This is a genomic window from Flavivirga aquatica, assembly GCF_001747085.1.
Taxonomy (GTDB): domain Bacteria; phylum Bacteroidota; class Bacteroidia; order Flavobacteriales; family Flavobacteriaceae; genus Algibacter_C; species Algibacter_C aquatica.
In genome coordinates this window covers 655,479-673,011 of the sequence record NZ_MDJD01000054.1, presented here as the reverse complement: position 1 = coordinate 673,011, position 17,533 = coordinate 655,479, and the positions used below count along the sequence as shown (strand labels likewise).

Genomic DNA, 17,533 nt, shown 5'->3' with positions numbered 1-17,533 from the left:
AATCTCATAAAGAGAAAAATCCTGCTCAATACTAGCAGGATTTTTTTATTAATAAAAATATATTAATTATTATGGCAAACGAAAAAGAAAATCAAAAACAAGGACAAATTAATATTGAATTAGATGAAAATGTGGCCGAAGGGATATATTCTAACTTGGCTATTATTAATCATTCTGTTTCAGAGTTTGTGGTCGATTTTGTTAAGATCATGCCTGGAGTTCCAAAAAGTAAAGTGAAATCTAGGATTATATTAACACCTCAACATGCAAAGCGCTTACTTAAAGCCTTAGGTGATAATGTATATAGATTTGAACAAGCTCATGGAGAAATAAAAGATTATGAACAACCTCCTATGCCTTTAAATTTTGGTCCAACTGGACAAGCATAAAAAAAACCTTTGATTCTTATTTTTTGAATCAAAGGTTTTTATTTTATCTGTAGTTTTATAAACTCACATCAAACTATTTTTCAAAATTTGATTACTATTATTAAAGTACTTTTTTATTATTCAAATTCTGAAACATAATGAAACTTAACACTAGGGTATTTTTGCTGAGTCATTTGTAAAGAAAATGCAGAATCAGCTAAAAACACTAATTGGTTTCGTTTGTCTTTAGCAAGAAAACGCTGTTTTACTCTTAAAAATTCTTTATACTCTTCATTTTTTTCATCATCAGGGTCTACCCAACAAGCTTTATGAACATTAAGGTTTTCATAAGTACACTTAGCGCCATACTCATGTTCTAATCTGTATTGTATAACCTCATATTGCAGTGCGCCTACTGTACCAATTACTTTTCTGCCATTAAGTTCCAAAGTAAATAATTGGGCAACACCTTCATCCATAAGTTGATCTATTCCTTTAAATAATTGTTTAGATTTTAAGGGATCTGCATTATTAATATATCTAAAATGCTCTGGAGAAAAGCTAGGAACCCCTTTATAATTCAATACTTCACCTTCAGTTAATGTATCACCAATCTTAAAGGTTCCCGTATCTTGTAAACCAACAATATCGCCAGGATATGAAATGTCTACAATTTCTTTTTTTTCAGCAAAGAAAGCATTAGGACTAGAAAACTTCACTTTTTTATTATGTCTTACATGTAAATAAGGAGCATTACGTTTAAACTCTCCAGAAACAATTTTAATAAACGCTAAACGGTTTCTATGATTAGGATCCATATTTGCGTGTATTTTAAATACAAACCCACTAAATTTATCTTCATCTGGGTTTACCATTCGTTCTTCACTTTGTTTTGGTCTAGGCTTAGGAGCAATATCAACAAAACAATCTAATAATTCTCTAACACCAAAATTATTTAAAGCAGAACCAAAAAATACAGGTTGCAAATCACCATTTAGATAAGCTTCTTTATTAAACTCAGGATAAATACCATCAACTAGTTCTATTTCTTCTCTTAAAGTATTAGCAGCAGCATCACCAATTAAATTATCTAATTCCGGTGATGCTAAGTCTGAAACCTCGATAGTTTCTTCTATATCTTTTCTGTTATCACTACTAAAGAGATTAATGTTTTTCTCCCAAATATTATAAATGCCTTTAAAATCATAACCCATACCAATTGGGAAACTTAAAGGGGTTACTTTAAGTCCAAGTTTTTGCTCAACTTCGTCAAGTAAATCAAATGCATCTTTTCCTTCTCTATCCATTTTATTAATGAATACAATCATAGGAATATTTCGCATACGGCAAACTTTAACTAACTTTTCTGTTTGCTCTTCAACACCTTTTGCGACATCAATAACAACAATAACACTATCTACAGCAGTAAGTGTCCTAAAAGTATCTTCTGCAAAATCTTTATGACCAGGAGTATCAAGAATATTAATTTTAATACCATTATATTCGAAAGCTAAAACAGAAGTAGCTACTGAAATACCACGTTGGCGTTCAATTTCCATAAAATCACTTGTAGCTCCTTTTTTTATTTTATTACTTTTTACAGCTCCTGCTTCTTGAATAGCACCACCAAATAATAATAATTTTTCGGTTAAAGTGGTTTTTCCAGCATCTGGATGCGATATAATACCAAATGTTCTTCTTCTTTCTATTTCGTCTTTAAAGGTCATCTCCAAATTTTTGGCTAAAATAAACCTTTTTATAGTATTTATTAGGTGAAGAAAGTATAACAATCTAAATTATATCATCTGTCTCTTTTAATTGGTTTTTAGTCTTTTTAATTTATTAAAAATGAGAAAAATTAAGAGTTTTTCTTATTAAGAACTATATCTTATGCTGGTTTAGTTAGATATATTTTTCTGTTTTATTTAATAAGACTTTATATTGCAAGAGAAAAAGCTACTTTATATGTAGGTGAGACTATATAAGTTGCTTTAAAATGTTAATTTCATGTATAATAAATATAGAGTTTATTTTAAAGACGATTGAATTAGAAGATTAACAAGTTATATTTTGTTTGTATTTTTGTTATACTATGGAAGAAGAAAAAGTAATCCTTGTTAATGAAAAGGACGAACAAATAGGTTTAATGCCTAAAATGGAAGCTCATGAAAAGGCATTATTACATCGCGCATTTTCAGTTTTTATTTTTAATGATAAAAATGATTTAATGCTCCAACAAAGAGCTCTTGATAAATATCATTCACCAGGACTTTGGACTAATACATGTTGTAGTCATCAAAGAAATGGAGAAACTAATGTTGAAGCTGGAAAGAGACGTTTACAGGAAGAAATGGGGTTTACTGTAGATTTAGAAGAGTCTATTTCTTTTATTTATAAAGCTCCTTTTGATAATGGTTTAACAGAACATGAATATGATCATGTTTTGCTAGGAAAATATAATAAAGAGCCTATTATTAATGTAGAAGAAGTTGCAAATTGGAAATGGATGCGTATAGAAGATATTAAAAATGATATTTCGTTACGTCCGGAGTTATATACAGAATGGTTTAAAGTTATTTTTGATAAATTTTATGAACATATTAATATTACATTCTAATGAAGGTCACGGTTAGTAGAAAAGCGCATTTTAATGCAGCTCATAGGTTACATAGACCTGATTGGAGTTTTGAAAAAAATGAAGAAATTTTTGGGAAGTGTAATAATCCTAATTTCCATGGACATAATTATGAACTTATAGTAAGTGTTACTGGAGATATCGATGAAGAAACAGGTTATGTTATTGATATAAAGATTTTAAGGAATCTTATTAAAAATGAAGTTGAAGATGCATTTGATCATAAAAATTTAAATGTAGAAGTTTTAGAATTTAAAAATTTAAATCCAACTGCAGAAAATATTGCTGTTGTAATTTATAACAAAATTAAACCCAAATTAAAACCATCATTAGAGTTAGAGATAACGCTTTATGAGACACCACGTAATTTTGTAAGCTATTCAGGAAAATAACAAATAATGAATAATACTCTATATCCAATAAAATTCAAACCTATTTTAAAAGATAAAATTTGGGGCGGACGAAAATTAAATAATCTTTTAAATAAAGAAAGTGATTTACCCAATATTGGAGAAAGTTGGGAAATTAGTGATGTAGAAGGAGATACTTCAATAGTTTCTAATGGAAGTTTAAAAGGGCAATCATTAAAATATCTTTTAGAAAATTTAAAGGATGATTTAATAGGATATAAAAATTATAAAATATTTGGTGATAAATTCCCTCTTTTAATCAAATTTATTGATGCTAAGAAAGATTTGTCTATACAGTTGCACCCTAATGATAAATTGGCTGCTAAAAGGCATAATTCTTTTGGGAAAACAGAAATGTGGTATGTTATGCAAGCAGATCAGAATTCTAATTTAATAGTAGGGTTTAATCAAGAAGTAACTACTGACTTATATTTAAAACATTTAGAAGAAAAGACGCTTACAGAAATTTTAAATTTTGATAAGGTCAATGCTGGTGACACATATTTTATTGGAGTAGGACGCGTACATGCTATTGGAGCAGGTGTTATGCTTGCCGAAATACAGCAAACTAGTGATGTAACTTACAGAGTTTATGATTGGGATAGAGTAGACGATGCTGGCAATGAAAGAGAATTGCATAATGATTTAGCTATAGACGCCATAGATTTTAATATGCCAGATGATTTTAAAGTAAATTATTCTAAGGTTAAAAATCAATCTAATGATATGATAAGCTGTCCTTATTTTACAACAAGTTATTTAGAGATAACAGAAAATATCAAAAAGGAAAATAGTCAAGATTCTTTTTTAATTTACATATGTGTTGATGGAGAAGCTGAAATTATAGCAAATGGAATATCAGAATATTTAAAAACTGGAGAAACAATATTACTGCCTGCTGGAATTAAGCAATATGAAATTAATTCTGAAAAAGCGACTTTATTAGAAGTCTATGTTTAGCTAAAAATAGTAAGTAAATATGTGAGATTATTCAAGTATAAAAAATCTTCTCACTAAATTATATATAGAAGAATAAATTTTGTATCCGACTATAGAAATTATATGAGTAAATCGGGAATCTTTATATTAATTAATTACTTATTTTTGTTGAAAATTTAATAAAAGATACAAAAATGGCAAATGTTAGAGATTTAAAAAAAGATATTAATTACGTTTTAGGAGATATTATAGAAGCAGTTTATATTTGGGAATATTCGAATACAGATAAAGACACAGAAAACAGTGAAGCAATTATAGATGAAGCTATTTTAATTTTCGATGAATTAATCGCAAAAGTTAATGCAAAGAATGTTGAGAACGTAAAAGCTCATTTTAAGTCAATTAACAGTGAATTGGAAGCCAAAGGAAGAGTGTTAATTGAAAAAATTAATAAACTTGGATAAAATTTTTTGACTGAGTGCTTGTTTTTATCAAATTAGATACTATATTTGCACCCGTTAAAACGCCGATGTAGCTCAGCTGGCTAGAGCAGCTGATTTGTAATCAGCAGGTCGTGGGTTCGAGTCCCTCCATCGGCTCTTTTAAACCTCACTTTTTAGTGAGGTTTTTTTATGGAAATTAATCTCATTTATAGTTTCTATATTGAAGTGATTTAATAGGAAAAATAAAAAAGGGGACCAAGTCAAACAATTTGTGGGATTAGGTGGTTAGGCAAAAATATTGGTTTAGTCTAAATAGGAAAGAATTCTACGTTTGTTACGTCTATAAATTGTGCTATATAGGCTTTAATTTTAGCATTGAAAGCTTCCGCTAAATCATTTGTACTTCTGTTATCAAAATAGTTTAAGATGTTTTTATAATGAATTGACATTCTGGCTATAATATTAAAGCTTTTGAATTCTTATCAGAGCGGCAGTTTTGTCTTTTGTTGGTTAAAAATCCAAGAGAGGTTTTGGCAAATTTTGTATATTTTTTGAATATGCAAGATAGTGCTCAAAAGAGTATTTTTTGCTCTTTCAGATTGATTATCCGTCCATTTGTTAGTCTTTTTATAGAGTATAGTATCTACTTCGAGCTAAAAGTTGTTTTATAAAGGGCTTTTTTTATTTTAGAGAAGAGTAAAAATTAATTACTCATTACTGCTTTCTTTTCTTTTAGCAATGTATAGCTCTAATTCTTTACCATATTTAGAAGCTTTAACTTTTGGTGTTAATGAATTGTTTATGGTATCTAGTAAATGAATTCTAGCGTTATATATTTCTGATAAGGCTAAGTATGGAGCAACTTCACTATCTTTATTATTTAAGGCGAAATTTGCAGTGTATAAATACTTCCGTTTAGTAGTATTATCAGCTTCTTTTTTAATAGCATTCATTTTAACTGTATCTTTATTTTTTAGAGCCTCAAAATTTTCTTTAATTAAATCTAAACTTCTGTTATTTATTCTTGAAATAACATGTAAATACTCTTCTAATTTTTTTTGTTGTGTAGAACCATTAATTTTTGCATCAAAAACAAAGTTTTTAAGGGTTGTAGTAATTTCTGTAATACCTTTATCTGCAAAAAATGTAATTCTATCTTTTTCTGCGCTATGTTTATCTAAATATAAAAAGAAAATTTGAGGAGATTCTAAATCACTATACAGTTCAAATTTAGAATTACCATTTATAACTAATGAATCTACTGTTATAAGAGTTGTATCTTCTATTTTTTTTAGATAAACAGTTCCTTTTTTTAATCCTTTTATGCTTGTTTTTACAACTAGGTCGTGTTGTTTTTCACTACATGCAATTATTAAAAAGGCGAAAAACAAAAATGAAATTTTTTTCATGAGATGGTTTGTTATTTTGAATAAGCAAATATCCTATAATTAAATATTAAAAGCTAACAGGCTATAATATTTTATAAAGAACTCATCTTGACTTTTTATATTTCCTAAAAAATGTACAAAATTCGCTCATATTTCAGTTATATTCTCATGTGTAGCGATGCTATACCTTTTAAAAATAACTTTATCTAAACAAATTTTGACTCATTTTCGGTTAAAAATAAAAAGTCAAGATGAGCTAGAAGTTAATATTCTGTAATTCTAAATAAAATTCATAAAAAAAACATTAACAGACTTTGGCATGAATATTGTTATTATAATAGTAATTACTTTCAAATAAAAGTTTAAAGAGTGGTTACTTTAAATTAAGAAATAGTAATTCATATTTTTGGTTGGTTAGTTAGTAAAAAAGCATCTTATTTTTAAGATGCTTTTTTTATTTCTTTTGTTTTTGAATAAAAAATACGAGGATATGAAAAATTGTTTTTCACCGACAATTATTGTTGTTTTGTCGTTAAATGTTAAAATTAAATGTATTTCATCGAATTTAAATGTATTTAGTCGTTCGTTTTCATTCCTTAATTATATATTTGAAGTGTACTAAATAACACACTTTTTAGTTCAATGGATTAATTAATTAATATTTGCATTATGTACTAGATATAGTAATCCTAAGTTTAGTTTCATAATAAAAAAGCAAATTGAAGAAAAACCGAGTTTGAGGGAACTCGGTTTTTTTATGACCAATTTTTTAGATTATTTTATTTACATTAGCCTATAACTTACTTAAATGAAACAATTATTTAAATATATTGTGTTATTTTTTTGCACATTTTCTTTTGCGCAACCGCCAACAGGTTTTGTATATGTAAAAGATTTTATTCCAGATTTGAATGTAGAGTTACGTTATTATACATCAAATAATTTTATAGGTAAACCTGCTGATGGTTATCAATCAAATAAACTTATATTAACTGTTAAAACCGTAAAAGCTTTAAAACAAGTACATGAAGAGCTACAACAGCAAAATTTATGTTTAAAAGTATATGATGGTTATAGACCACAGCAAGCTGTAAATCATTTTATAAAATGGGCTAGAAATTTAAACGATACTATTAATAAACAAGTATTCTATCCTAATGTTAAGAAGAAAAATTTATTTAAAGAAGGTTATATAGCCTCTAGATCTGGACATAGTAGAGGTAGTACTGTAGATTTAACAATTATTGATGGAAATACAGGAAAGCCTTTAAATATGGGTAGTCCATACGATTTTTTTGGACAATCATCTTGGGTTAATTACGAGAATATTACAGGTAAGCAAAAAGCGAATAGACAATTACTTCAGTCTATTATGCTTAAACACGGTTTTAGGAATTACCCAAAAGAATGGTGGCATTTTACACTTAGAGGAGAACCATTTCCTAATACTTATTTCGATTTTTTAGTAAAATAAAAAAACTGCTCTCTTAAGAAAACAGTTTTAATAATTTGATTGATTGTTAAATATTATTCTTGATCTAAATTTTTAGTCATTTTAAATCCAATGAATAAACTTATACCCGACATAAGAAATATGATAGCTGGATATAGAGCTTCTTCATCAAATGTTGTGTATGCTTGAATTATCATAGCGATAAATACACCTAAACCAATACCTATTAATAATAAGGATAGGTTTAAAATGAAAACTTTCCAGATAGGAGCTGTATGTTTTTTACCTTTTAGAAATATACTAGCATCTATACCTTTTTCTATAAGGGCTAAACGTTCTTTGTTTCTTGTAGATAGATAAAGATAAACCATACCAAAAATAGCTGTAAAAAGGCTGATAGGAATTAATATTGCTTCCATAATTATTCGTTTTAATTGATTAAATTTAATGTGTTCATAGTTTATGACGATACGTTTTTTGTTTTGGTTACATCTTTTCTATATTTTTTTATTTTAATGTAACCCAAAAGTGAATATGGTCGTCTTATCTTTTAAAATGACTAGAACCGATCAATATTATATCAATTTAATTATAAAAGGAAATACTAATGCCTTTGCTGTTTTATTGGAACGCTATAAAGGTTTGGTTTTTACTTTAACTATTAGAATGCTTAAAAATAGGGAAGAGGCAGAAGAAGTGTCTCAAGACACTTTTATAAAAGTATATAAATCACTAAATAAATTTAAAGGAGACTCTAAATTTTCAACTTGGATTTATAGAATAGCGTATAACACTTGTTTAGATAGATTAAAGAAAACTAAAAAACATCTTAATGATGTGGCTATAGATGAGTTTACAGAGTCTCAGTTAAAAACAATTGATGATGCTTTTGATAATTTAGAAAAAGATGAGCGAACACAAGCTATTCAAGATTGTATAGATTTGTTGCCAAGTAATGATAGTTTTTTACTAACATTATATTATTTCGAAGAGCAATCGTTAGAAGAGATTGCAGAAATAGTTAAATCGACTTCCAATAATGTGAAAGTTAAATTGTTTAGAAGTAGAAAAAAGTTAGCGACTATTTTAAGGAAGAGGTTAGAACCAGAAATAATTGAGTATTATGAAAGAGAAAGAAAATAAATATTTAAATAACTTAACAAAAAAAGTTATTCAAGAAGGTTCTCTTGAGTGTCCGTCTTTTAATTTTACAGATGATATCATGTCTCAAATAGAACTATTAGATAAGAAGCATATAATCATTTATAAGCCTTTAATATCAAAAACTATTTGGAGTTTAATTTTAGCTAGCTTTTTTATTTTAATACTATATATTGTATTTGGTACTCAAACCGAAAGTACTGGTTGGTTAAATAAAATTAATTTTAGTATATTATTAAATAACAAGATATCTAATATGTTGACAGGGTTTAAAGTGTCGAAAAAATTTGTGTATGCAATTGTATTTCTTGGAATTATGACTGTATTTCAAGTGCTTCTATTAAAGCAGTATTTTAATAAAAGATTTCAAGTTTAAAAGGTAGAAGTTATATTATATATTTTCAGTACTCCATTAATACCATCGTTTCTTTTTCTTTTTAGAAGCTTCACTTTTACGTCCTTTTTTATGTTTGCTTCCTATTTTTTTAGATTTATGAACAATAGGTTTTGTTTTAGGATCTAAGGGATAAGGATGGTCGTCAATTACGTCTATTTGAATTTGAATAAGTTGTTGAATGGATTGAACATAGTTTTTTTCGTCTGCAGAACAAAAAGAATGAGCTATTCCTGAATGTCCAGCTCTAGCAGTTCTACCTATTCTATGAACATAAGTTTCTGGTATATTAGGTAAATCAAAATTAATAACAGCATCTAATTTGTCAATGTCAATACCACGAGCGGCAACATCTGTAGCAATTAAAATATTTATTTGATTAGTCTTGAAATTGTTTAAAGCTTCTTGTCTTAAATTTTGGCTTTTGTCTCCATGTATGCTATCAGCTTTATAACCGTTCTTGAGTAGCGTTTGCTCTAGTTTTTCAACACCAAACTTGGTACGTCTAAAAATAAGGATACTTCCTTTAATAGTATTTCTTAATAAGTGTAAACACAATTCTATTTTATTAGGTTTAGGTACGTAATAAAGTAGCTGGTTAATGTTTTTGGATGTTGATGAATTGGTAGTTACTTCTACACGTTCAGGGTTATTTAAAATAGTATTAGCTAACTGTTCGACTTTATAAGGGATGGTTGCCGAAAATAATAGTACCTGTTTTTCTTTGGAGCATAAGCGTTCAATTTTTTTTACATCGTCAATAAATCCCATATCTAACATTAAATCTGCTTCGTCTAATACAAAAGTTTCAATATAATCTAAATTAATAATGTCTTGTTTATGTAAATCAAGTAAGCGTCCAGGTGTTGCAATTAAAATATCTACTCCTTTTTTTAGTATGTCTTTTTGAGGTTCTATTGAGGCACCACCGTAAACAACTGTTGTTCTAAGATTGGTATGTATACTATATGTCTTAAAGTTTTCTTCAATTTGAATTGCCAATTCTCTGGTAGGACTTATTATTAAAGCTTTTATTTTTTTACCTTTTTTTGGGGCATCTTGTTTATCAAATAGGAGCTGTAAAATTGGAAGTGCAAAAGCAGCCGTTTTCCCTGTGCCAGTTTGCGCAGAAACGATAATATCCTTTTTATTTAAAACTAAAGGAATAGCTTTTTCTTGAACTAATGTAGGGTTGTCATACCCAGCTTCAGCAATAGCTCTTAATATAGGTCTGTTTAATTTTAAGTCTTTGAATGACATATAATATTTGTTTAATGCAAAGATAACTTAAACCATTTCAATCTTCAGTGATATACTTTTTAAAAAACAATCGCTTTTTTTGTGGAATTGCTTGACTATTCGAAGCCGTTTTTAGTAAGTTTTGATCTTTATTTTTAGCATAAAACAAATGAAACAATTGATTCACAGTTAAACTATTTTCTGGACGTTTAATTAGAGTGAAAGTGTCACCTATATTTACATAGCCTTCTTCAATAATACTTATATAAGTACCACCGAAACCATGTTCTATAAATTGTTTAAGTACTTTTTGTGTTCCAAATTTATATCCAAATTTATAGCAAGGTTCTCTATGTTGAGAGATTTGAACTAAAGCCTCTCCAACTTTATAAATATCTCCTAAATACACTTTTGTTTCATCAAAATTAGAAATAGTTAAATTTTCTCCAAACATACCCCAAGACCAATCTAAGTTAGGATATAGGTTTTTCCAGTATGGATATTGTTCTGCAGAAAATAAATAACAAGCTTTATAAAAACCTCCATGATGTAAACGGTCTGAAACCTCATCGTTTACAACATCATTTTTTGTTAGATAAATAGGCTTGTCTGTAGGCTTTTTATAGATACCAGTTGTTACTTCTTTATTATTCCAAACGATTGTGGTAGGTTTCGCAATATTGGTTGAGATTATTTTCATGTTTGATTTAAGGTCTTAAGGTGAGTGGTTTGCGATAAGTGTAATAGCTTATTATCGTTTTTTATTCGCTTTGAATTTATATCATTCTAATTTTTATGATTTTCGTTCCAGGTTTAAAATCTTCTTTTTTTAGTACGGTTATATCGCTTGTGATTTTTGGATTACCAATAAAGTTCTTAGCATTCAGAAGAAACTGAGCATTTATTTCTTTAGTTTCAATAACGTATACTCCGCTAACATATGTATACCATATTTTATAGTTTGGATATTGCGTTATAAAATCTTCAATTGTTGAATTGATTCCAATCCCTTTAGATGTTGCGAAGAGAGAGGATAGTACCGTAATCTCGTTTATATTTTGAGAATTATATCCTTGTTTTAAGTGTAATATATTCTTTTCACCTTTACTAACTATATAGACTGTTTCTTCTACGGAAACACCTTCTTCTATTATTGTTTGTGTTTCTTTTCTTACTTTATAATGATTAGAAGTTTTAGGAAAAGGAATTGGACTTCCAATTTTAAATTTTCCTGCAGCATTATTCAATAGTAAATAATTTTGGCTGTTTTTTTCTGCTTCAACTTGATTACTAACTTCTTTCTCTTTTTTTAGTTCTTTTTCTTCATTCTTTTTTGATTTAGAGTTACAACCAATAGTGAATACAGAAAAGAGTAAAGGAACTATTAAAAGATTCTTCATTTGATATCGTTATAATTTAGATTTTAATTGATAGAAATAAGGTTAATATCAAAAATAAGGACAGAACCACCAGGGATATTTCCTCTACCACTATTTCCGTAGCCTAGGTGAGCAGGAATTAGTAGTATACCACTACCACCTTCTTTAAAATAAGTGATACCTTCTGTCCATCCTTTAATTACTTGTTGCAAGTTAAACTCAATACCATTAGTGTTTTCATCAAAAACAGATCCGTTAGTATAATATCCTTTATAAGTTACTTTTACGTTATCTGTCGTTGTTGGGTGTTTTCCAGATCCAGGATTGTCTATAACATAATATAATCCAGAAGCACTTTTAAGAGCGTTTAAATTATTCGTAGTTATATAGTCCATGATTTCTTGGTCGTTTTGAGTAATAAAATCTATGGGCTCATCATCTTTAGAACAAGATATAAAAAGCGTTAAGGCAAGAACAATTAATATGTTTTTCATAGAAAAATTTTTAGTAACAAATATAATTGCTTTTAATTAAATTATTTACCGTTGTAAGGACAAGATTGAAAATAGGTTTGTAAATTAAATTTTCGATCTTCAAATGTATTGTTCAATATTTTGAAGTGTTGTATTCGATCAATTCTAAAAGCACGATATTCATCGCGCAAATGGCACCATGCAATCAATATCCATTTATGATTAGTAGAATAGAAGGCGTAGGGTTCTATTTTTCTGAAGGAAATATTAGTATCATTAGCTTTACAATAGTTAATTTCAACATAGTTAAAATTGGTGATAGCCAGTTGTATTTCTGAAAGTGCATTACTAGAAATATTTTCATAATTATTATTGAAAATATGAATTTTACTATCAAGTAACTCACTTTTTTCTTGAATGGAAGATCTAAAAACGGATTTAATTTTTGTTAATGCTTCCTTGAAATCTTCAACAAAAGAAATGTCTTTGGTTTGATTTACTAAATGTTGTGCGGTAATTAAAGCATTAGCCTGTTTTTCTGTAAATTGAACTGGAGCTACTTGATAACCCTCCATTAATGAATAACCTCTGCCTTCAATAGTAGTAACTGGTACACCTGCTTCTTCTAGTTTTCTTATGTCTCGATAAATGGTTCTAATACTTACATCAAACTTTTGTGCAAGTTCATTGGCTGTTAAAAGACGTTTGGATTTTAACAGAGTTAGAATGGCTATAAGTCTTGATAGTTGAGACATAATAACAAAGATAGCGAACCTTATTACAATTCGCTATCATGTCGTTTTTTGATTGATGATTTTTGTGTTTTATTACATCCAGGAATGTAATGCAATTCTATTGCCTTCAGTATCGGTGAACTGAGCCATAAAACCATTTTCTCCAATATTGGTTTTTGGCATTATTATTTTGCCTCCGGAAGGCTCAACTTTACTTAAAGCTAAACTTAAATCATCACCAGCGTTTAAGTAAATAGTAGGACCATTAACAGTAGGAGTTTGTCCTTCACCTTCTATAAGACCACCTCCAACACCATTATTATCTTTATCATGAGGAAACATACCATATTTTACATTCTGTTCTGGCATGTGGTGGTCTATAATTTCAGCATCCATAACGGTAGTGTAAAATTTTTTTGCTCTTTCATAATTTTTTACTGGAATTTCAAACCAGCTAACTGCATTTTTCATTTTTTGATTGATTTTAATGATTAAACTTAGTACAAATTTAGACTGCTTTGTGTCGTAATATGTCAGGGGTGTTTTTTTTATTTATTTTTTTACGAAGCTTATTTTTGGAGTTTGTAAAAAGGAGTGTTTTTACTTCTTTTTTAATCAATTAATTAGCAAGAGAAGAGTAGGGGTAAGATTAAAAAAATAAAGCTGAGAAAATTAAAAATTAACTTTCCCAACTTTTAAAGTGTTACTTTGTTTTATAATTAAAAGAGCTATTTTTTAATTATTTTTTCATGTATTATTTTGTTTTGATCTGAAATAAATTTAACAACATAGAATCCTGTTTTTACATTGGAAATATTTACCTCTATTTCTTTTCTGCTATCTGTTTTTTCTTCAAAAATAATACGCCCCATTAAATTTGTGATAATTATTCTACCCTCATCCTTATTTTTTAGGTATACTTTAAAGAATCCTTCGTTTGGATTTGGAGAAATAGTCATAATTTTTGGTTCGTGAGATATGTAAATAGGACTTTCTTCTTTAATGTCTTTGCTTTTCATTAAAACAAAACGTTCGCCGCCTTCAAGTTGTTTTTTTTCCGCATCTTCTTGTACAACGTCTAAAATGATTTGCTCTCTAGAGTTGAGGTCTTTATCTAATTTAAAATTAAATGTCATTCCAAAAACTTCTCCTTTTTCAATAAATAAATTAGCTATTTTCGAATCTCTGGAACGAATTAAGATTTTATTTTTATCGATAATTTTAATACCCTCTAAGCTGCCATATTTTATAGCTCTTTCAAATAATTCTTCATCTAGTGTAATTTCTATTTCGCCTCCCATTTCAAAGAAGTTATTTTTAAGTTCTTCATTAAACCCTCTATCTAAAAATCTAATATTAATATATTTAGATCTCATGCCTCGAACGAAAATAGCTGTAGGTTCAATAAAATCTGTTGTATTTAAGTTGTAAACGCTAACATTTTTCCAAGCAATGTTGTTATTGTTTCTTGCGTTTGTACCTATATTCACTCCATTGACTTCATTAAACATAGGGTCGTTAGGAGCTTCTATTCGAGCAGCCAAACAAAAATGGTGTACGTCGTAAGTATAATCTGCTGGATTTGGTGGAAACCAAGGAATAACAACTATTGTGCTACCTCCTGGTGCTATAGGAGGAATGCTTACTTCTCCAATTTCATCACCATGGTTAATTGTTCCTATATTATAATTTACAAAATTTGTAGGCCATATTAAACCAGAAGACGCTTTAGCATAGTATAATTTCACTTTAGCAGAGCTACTTGTGTTTCCACTTTTGTTATGAACTCTTATATATACACCATTTGGAGATAGTGTTTTGTATTCAGGGTTTTCATGTGTAAGGCCTCCATCTATGTTCTGTCTTACCCAAATATCGTCACTTATCCACATAGGACCATTATCAGGGTTAGGTTCTATACCTGTATCATAAGGTCTATCTTTGGTATACAAATCTGTAGTAGGCACACTAATGCCTGTTACAATTACGGCATATTTTTGAATAGCATTTACTAAGTTTCCTTTGTGAGTAATCGTAATAGTATATGTTCCAGCAGCACCAGAAATATTTATTTTTTCGTAAGGATCTTTAGTATTATCTCCTAAACCGTTAGTTGTAGCAGATGTTAATTTATATGGAAAGTTAGTTCCAGCTCCATTTGTAACTCTAATATCTAAGTCGTTTACCAAAGTTGCATTACCTATATTGGGAGTGCTTCCAGTGTAGGCTGTTCCTGCGGGATCTGTCCACGATATAGATGCCATTAAAGGGTTAACACCATCTGATGTAACATTAAAACTATAACTATCTCCATTGGTAAGCGTATGCTCTTGAATGATTGATTGTGTGCCATTTTTTGTAATTGTTTCTGCAGCAAATTTGGCATTTAATAATCCCCATCCAAAGATGGCATCTGGACCTGTAGCTCCAGTATCATCAGCTGTATGTAGAGCTAGTCCTTTTAAAGTTGCTGCTCTCATAAAGTTACCAGTTGTATTTTTAAAGTGTTCCTGTAGTAACAGTAAAGTTCCAGTTACATTAGGAGAAGCCATTGATGTTCCTGTAGCATTACCGTAACTAGAGTTTGTTAACGGTGTTATAGGATTGGTAAGGGTAGCTGTAGAATATAAACTCGTTCCATTTCCTGTAATATCTGGTTTTATCCTTAAATCGTCTGTGGGACCTTGACTACTAGAGTTATTAATAAAAACACTGTTAATCTGACCTGTAGCACTTATGTTTGCATCTTGAGCATTAGCCACAACTAAATTGTTTTTACAAGTTGCAATTCCAGTTAATTTATCATAACTGTTAAAACCACCTAAAGGATTGGAGTTTGCAGTATTATCTAATCCATCGTTTCCAGCAGCTTTAACTTGAAGATAATAAGGTGCGTTATACATGATATTATCCCAGTTACGAGCTGTTGTTTCATAAGCACCAAAACGCCATGAAGCCATAATTACATTGCCAAAATTATTTCTTAACCTCCAACCATAAGAATGGTTAGAAAGTAGCATGCCTTGTGAAGCTGCTGCTGAACTTGCTTCAGATAGATCACTGTTCCAATCGTTGGTTCTTGCATTAGCTTGAGGTGCCATGCCTTTTGAAGATGAAACTATACCTGCTGCTACTATAGTGCCAGTGACATGATTGGCATGTTGGCTATTGTTACTGCTTGGATTTATTACCGTATTTCCATCAGAAATAGATACTCTTGATCCAAACTCATTGTGTGTGGGTAACGTAGGACCTCCATCCCATACATAAGCAGTCATATTTTGTCCATTTAGGTTTAGCCCGAGACCTCCTCCAGAATTTAAAAAATTAGTTCGGGTTGAAGTGGCTGCATTGGTATTGTCTGTGGTGTAATAGACAGGGCTTTTTCCATCGACCGAAACACCTATTAATTGACTCATTGAGCCATTTTTATTGAGAAAAAAGGGTTCCCAACCATTTTCCTTTGCAAGAGATAATGCTCTTTGTTTATTCGCTTTACTGTCTTTCTCGTATTTTTTACTTAATGTATTTAGTATTTCAAGGTTAGATTGTGATTTAATTATTTCTATGTCGTTTTGTGTTTGACTAAAACCAATTCCGTATATTCCATTGAATATGATAAAGTAAATAAGTCTATATAAATTTTTCATAAAATTTTAAGTTTAATTATAAAATGCTCTTCTCGCTAAGAATTATTGATAATTCTCGCAAACTTTAATGCAGATTTAATATCTATCAAAAGGTATTTACTTATAAGTTTTATTTAGGATTGATACTAATCTTAAACAGGACAAATTTTATGATATATTTTATGTTTTTGTGTAGGAAAAAAGCTTAATAGTAAAAGGTGTTTTAACCCTAATTTAAAGGGGGCAGATTTTGAAACAGTTTTGTTGTTTATCTAAATGGTTAGTAATGAGTACTGTTTTAGAATAAGAATAATATTAGTTTTCTTAAATTAATACATTTAAGTTTTTGTAACGCCTTAATATAGTTTAAAAAGTTGACTATAATTTAGAGGGTTGTAACTTCTTATTAATCAAAAAGTAAACTAATAATTTAAACTTGTTAAGTGTAAAACAAAAATTACGCTTTATTAAATAACTCTTTAATTTCAGGTTTAGTCAATTCAATCAAGGAAAAAACACCTAAAAGAATTCCTAAAATACCTGTTAGGCAGTTTATAATAGATATTACAAAAATAAAGGTGTAATTTTTACGATGCTTAATGTATTTAGAAGCTATTAAAGTTAGTACACCTAGGGTAACACATATAATAATTCCAATAACACCAATAATAACAAAAATAATTCCTAGGTTAAATGGAGCATCATTTAATTTATCTGAAGCTTCAATAATAGTGCTAAAAAATAAACCCATACCCGCATAAAAAATAAAGAATAATGAAAAGGCTAAAGTGAGTATACCTTTTACTAAAAATAGAGTTTTGAATGTGTCAAGATTGTTTGGTTTCATTTTTCTTATTTTTAAAATTTGGTATTAGTTTTACTTAATTG

At 29.0% G+C, this 17,533-nt stretch carries 20 protein-coding genes and 1 tRNA gene; 9 read left to right on the top strand and 12 right to left on the bottom strand.

The window, feature by feature from the left end; translation table 11 throughout:
• The first annotated feature begins 71 nt into the window (after window positions 1–71).
• Entirely contained in the window at window positions 72–389 is a 318-nt protein-coding gene (locus tag A8C32_RS17210) for a DUF3467 domain-containing protein (RefSeq protein ID WP_069831633.1), read from the top strand.
• A 116-nt stretch (window positions 390–505) separates the two neighbouring features.
• Here A8C32_RS17210 and A8C32_RS17205 read toward each other — a convergent pair whose 3' ends face one another.
• Window positions 506–2,095 (bottom strand): peptide chain release factor 3, encoded by a 1,590-nt coding sequence (locus A8C32_RS17205; protein WP_069831632.1) that lies wholly within the window; start codon window positions 2,093–2,095, stop codon window positions 506–508.
• Between the two features lie 365 nt (window positions 2,096–2,460).
• On the opposite strand from A8C32_RS17205, the gene idi reads away from it, so the two are divergent.
• The 5 genes from idi to A8C32_RS17180 all read left to right on the top strand — a co-directional run bounded on the left by idi (window position 2,461) and on the right by A8C32_RS17180 (window position 4,951).
• Window positions 2,461–2,985 carry an isopentenyl-diphosphate Delta-isomerase gene (idi, locus tag A8C32_RS17200; RefSeq protein ID WP_069831631.1) on the top strand — a complete coding sequence of 175 codons (525 nt, stop codon included), beginning with the start codon at window positions 2,461–2,463 and terminating at the stop codon, window positions 2,983–2,985.
• Window positions 2,985–3,395, top strand: coding sequence for a 6-pyruvoyl trahydropterin synthase family protein (locus tag A8C32_RS17195; protein WP_069831630.1), 411 nt, complete (start codon window positions 2,985–2,987; stop codon window positions 3,393–3,395). The genes idi and A8C32_RS17195 overlap by 1 nt, the downstream gene beginning before the upstream one ends.
• Before the next feature lie 6 nt (window positions 3,396–3,401).
• Window positions 3,402–4,373 carry a type I phosphomannose isomerase catalytic subunit gene (locus A8C32_RS17190; RefSeq protein ID WP_069831629.1) on the top strand — a complete coding sequence of 324 codons (972 nt, stop codon included), beginning with the start codon at window positions 3,402–3,404 and terminating at the stop codon, window positions 4,371–4,373.
• A gap of 173 nt (window positions 4,374–4,546) precedes the next feature.
• Entirely contained in the window at window positions 4,547–4,816 is a 270-nt protein-coding gene (locus A8C32_RS17185) for a hypothetical protein (protein WP_069831628.1), read from the top strand.
• A 61-nt stretch (window positions 4,817–4,877) separates the two neighbouring features.
• Window positions 4,878–4,951 (top strand) — tRNA-Thr (locus tag A8C32_RS17180).
• Between the two features lie 152 nt (window positions 4,952–5,103).
• Here A8C32_RS17180 and A8C32_RS20425 read toward each other — a convergent pair.
• Both A8C32_RS20425 and A8C32_RS17175 read right to left on the bottom strand, forming a co-directional pair.
• Window positions 5,104–5,244: a transposase gene (locus A8C32_RS20425; protein ID WP_123803466.1), complete on the bottom strand. Its 141-nt coding sequence runs from the start codon at window positions 5,242–5,244 to the stop codon at window positions 5,104–5,106.
• Between the two features lie 258 nt (window positions 5,245–5,502).
• Window positions 5,503–6,204 carry a DUF4369 domain-containing protein gene (locus A8C32_RS17175; protein ID WP_069831627.1) on the bottom strand — a complete coding sequence of 234 codons (702 nt, stop codon included), beginning with the start codon at window positions 6,202–6,204 and terminating at the stop codon, window positions 5,503–5,505.
• A 787-nt stretch (window positions 6,205–6,991) separates the two neighbouring features.
• Here A8C32_RS17175 and A8C32_RS17170 point away from each other — a divergent pair.
• Window positions 6,992–7,657 (top strand): M15 family metallopeptidase, encoded by a 666-nt coding sequence (locus tag A8C32_RS17170; RefSeq protein WP_083253404.1) that lies wholly within the window; start codon window positions 6,992–6,994, stop codon window positions 7,655–7,657.
• Window positions 7,658–7,710: 53 nt separating this feature from the next.
• Here A8C32_RS17170 and A8C32_RS17165 read toward each other — a convergent pair whose 3' ends face one another.
• The gene (locus A8C32_RS17165; RefSeq protein WP_069831626.1) at window positions 7,711–8,055 is read right to left on the bottom strand and encodes a DUF6249 domain-containing protein; all 345 of its coding nucleotides are present in this window, start codon (window positions 8,053–8,055) and stop codon (window positions 7,711–7,713) included.
• 136 nt (window positions 8,056–8,191) lie between these two features.
• Here A8C32_RS17165 and A8C32_RS17160 point away from each other — a divergent pair, with 136 nt between their 5' ends.
• Both A8C32_RS17160 and A8C32_RS17155 read left to right on the top strand, forming a co-directional pair.
• Window positions 8,192–8,779, top strand: a complete 588-nt coding sequence (locus tag A8C32_RS17160; RefSeq protein WP_069831625.1) for an RNA polymerase sigma factor — start codon at window positions 8,192–8,194, stop codon at window positions 8,777–8,779.
• Window positions 8,760–9,173: a hypothetical protein gene (locus A8C32_RS17155; RefSeq protein WP_069831624.1), complete on the top strand. Its 414-nt coding sequence runs from the start codon at window positions 8,760–8,762 to the stop codon at window positions 9,171–9,173. The genes A8C32_RS17160 and A8C32_RS17155 overlap by 20 nt, the downstream gene beginning before the upstream one ends.
• Window positions 9,174–9,209: 36 nt before the next feature.
• Here the strand turns inward: A8C32_RS17155 and A8C32_RS17150 are convergent, their stop codons facing one another.
• The 8 genes from A8C32_RS17150 to A8C32_RS17115 form a co-directional block, all read right to left on the bottom strand.
• A complete protein-coding gene (locus A8C32_RS17150) occupies window positions 9,210–10,451 on the bottom strand; it encodes a DEAD/DEAH box helicase (RefSeq protein ID WP_069831623.1) in 1,242 nt (413 codons plus the stop codon).
• Window positions 10,452–10,488: 37 nt separating this feature from the next.
• Window positions 10,489–11,130, bottom strand: coding sequence for an MOSC domain-containing protein (locus tag A8C32_RS17145; RefSeq protein WP_069831622.1), 642 nt, complete (start codon window positions 11,128–11,130; stop codon window positions 10,489–10,491).
• Between the two features lie 76 nt (window positions 11,131–11,206).
• Window positions 11,207–11,830 (bottom strand): hypothetical protein, encoded by a 624-nt coding sequence (locus A8C32_RS17140; RefSeq protein ID WP_069831621.1) that lies wholly within the window; start codon window positions 11,828–11,830, stop codon window positions 11,207–11,209.
• A 23-nt stretch (window positions 11,831–11,853) separates the two neighbouring features.
• The gene (locus tag A8C32_RS17135; protein WP_069831620.1) at window positions 11,854–12,303 is read right to left on the bottom strand and encodes an FKBP-type peptidyl-prolyl cis-trans isomerase; all 450 of its coding nucleotides are present in this window, start codon (window positions 12,301–12,303) and stop codon (window positions 11,854–11,856) included.
• Between the two features lie 41 nt (window positions 12,304–12,344).
• A complete protein-coding gene (locus A8C32_RS17130; RefSeq protein ID WP_069831619.1) occupies window positions 12,345–13,037 on the bottom strand; it encodes a helix-turn-helix transcriptional regulator in 693 nt (230 codons plus the stop codon).
• Window positions 13,038–13,109: 72 nt separating this feature from the next.
• Window positions 13,110–13,487: a VOC family protein gene (locus tag A8C32_RS17125; RefSeq protein ID WP_069831618.1), complete on the bottom strand. Its 378-nt coding sequence runs from the start codon at window positions 13,485–13,487 to the stop codon at window positions 13,110–13,112.
• A gap of 257 nt (window positions 13,488–13,744) precedes the next feature.
• Window positions 13,745–16,666: a S8 family serine peptidase gene (locus A8C32_RS17120; RefSeq protein ID WP_069831617.1), complete on the bottom strand. Its 2,922-nt coding sequence runs from the start codon at window positions 16,664–16,666 to the stop codon at window positions 13,745–13,747.
• 436 nt (window positions 16,667–17,102) lie between these two features.
• Window positions 17,103–17,492, bottom strand: a complete 390-nt coding sequence (locus A8C32_RS17115) for a hypothetical protein (protein ID WP_069831616.1) — start codon at window positions 17,490–17,492, stop codon at window positions 17,103–17,105.
• Window positions 17,493–17,533 lie beyond the last annotated feature (41 nt).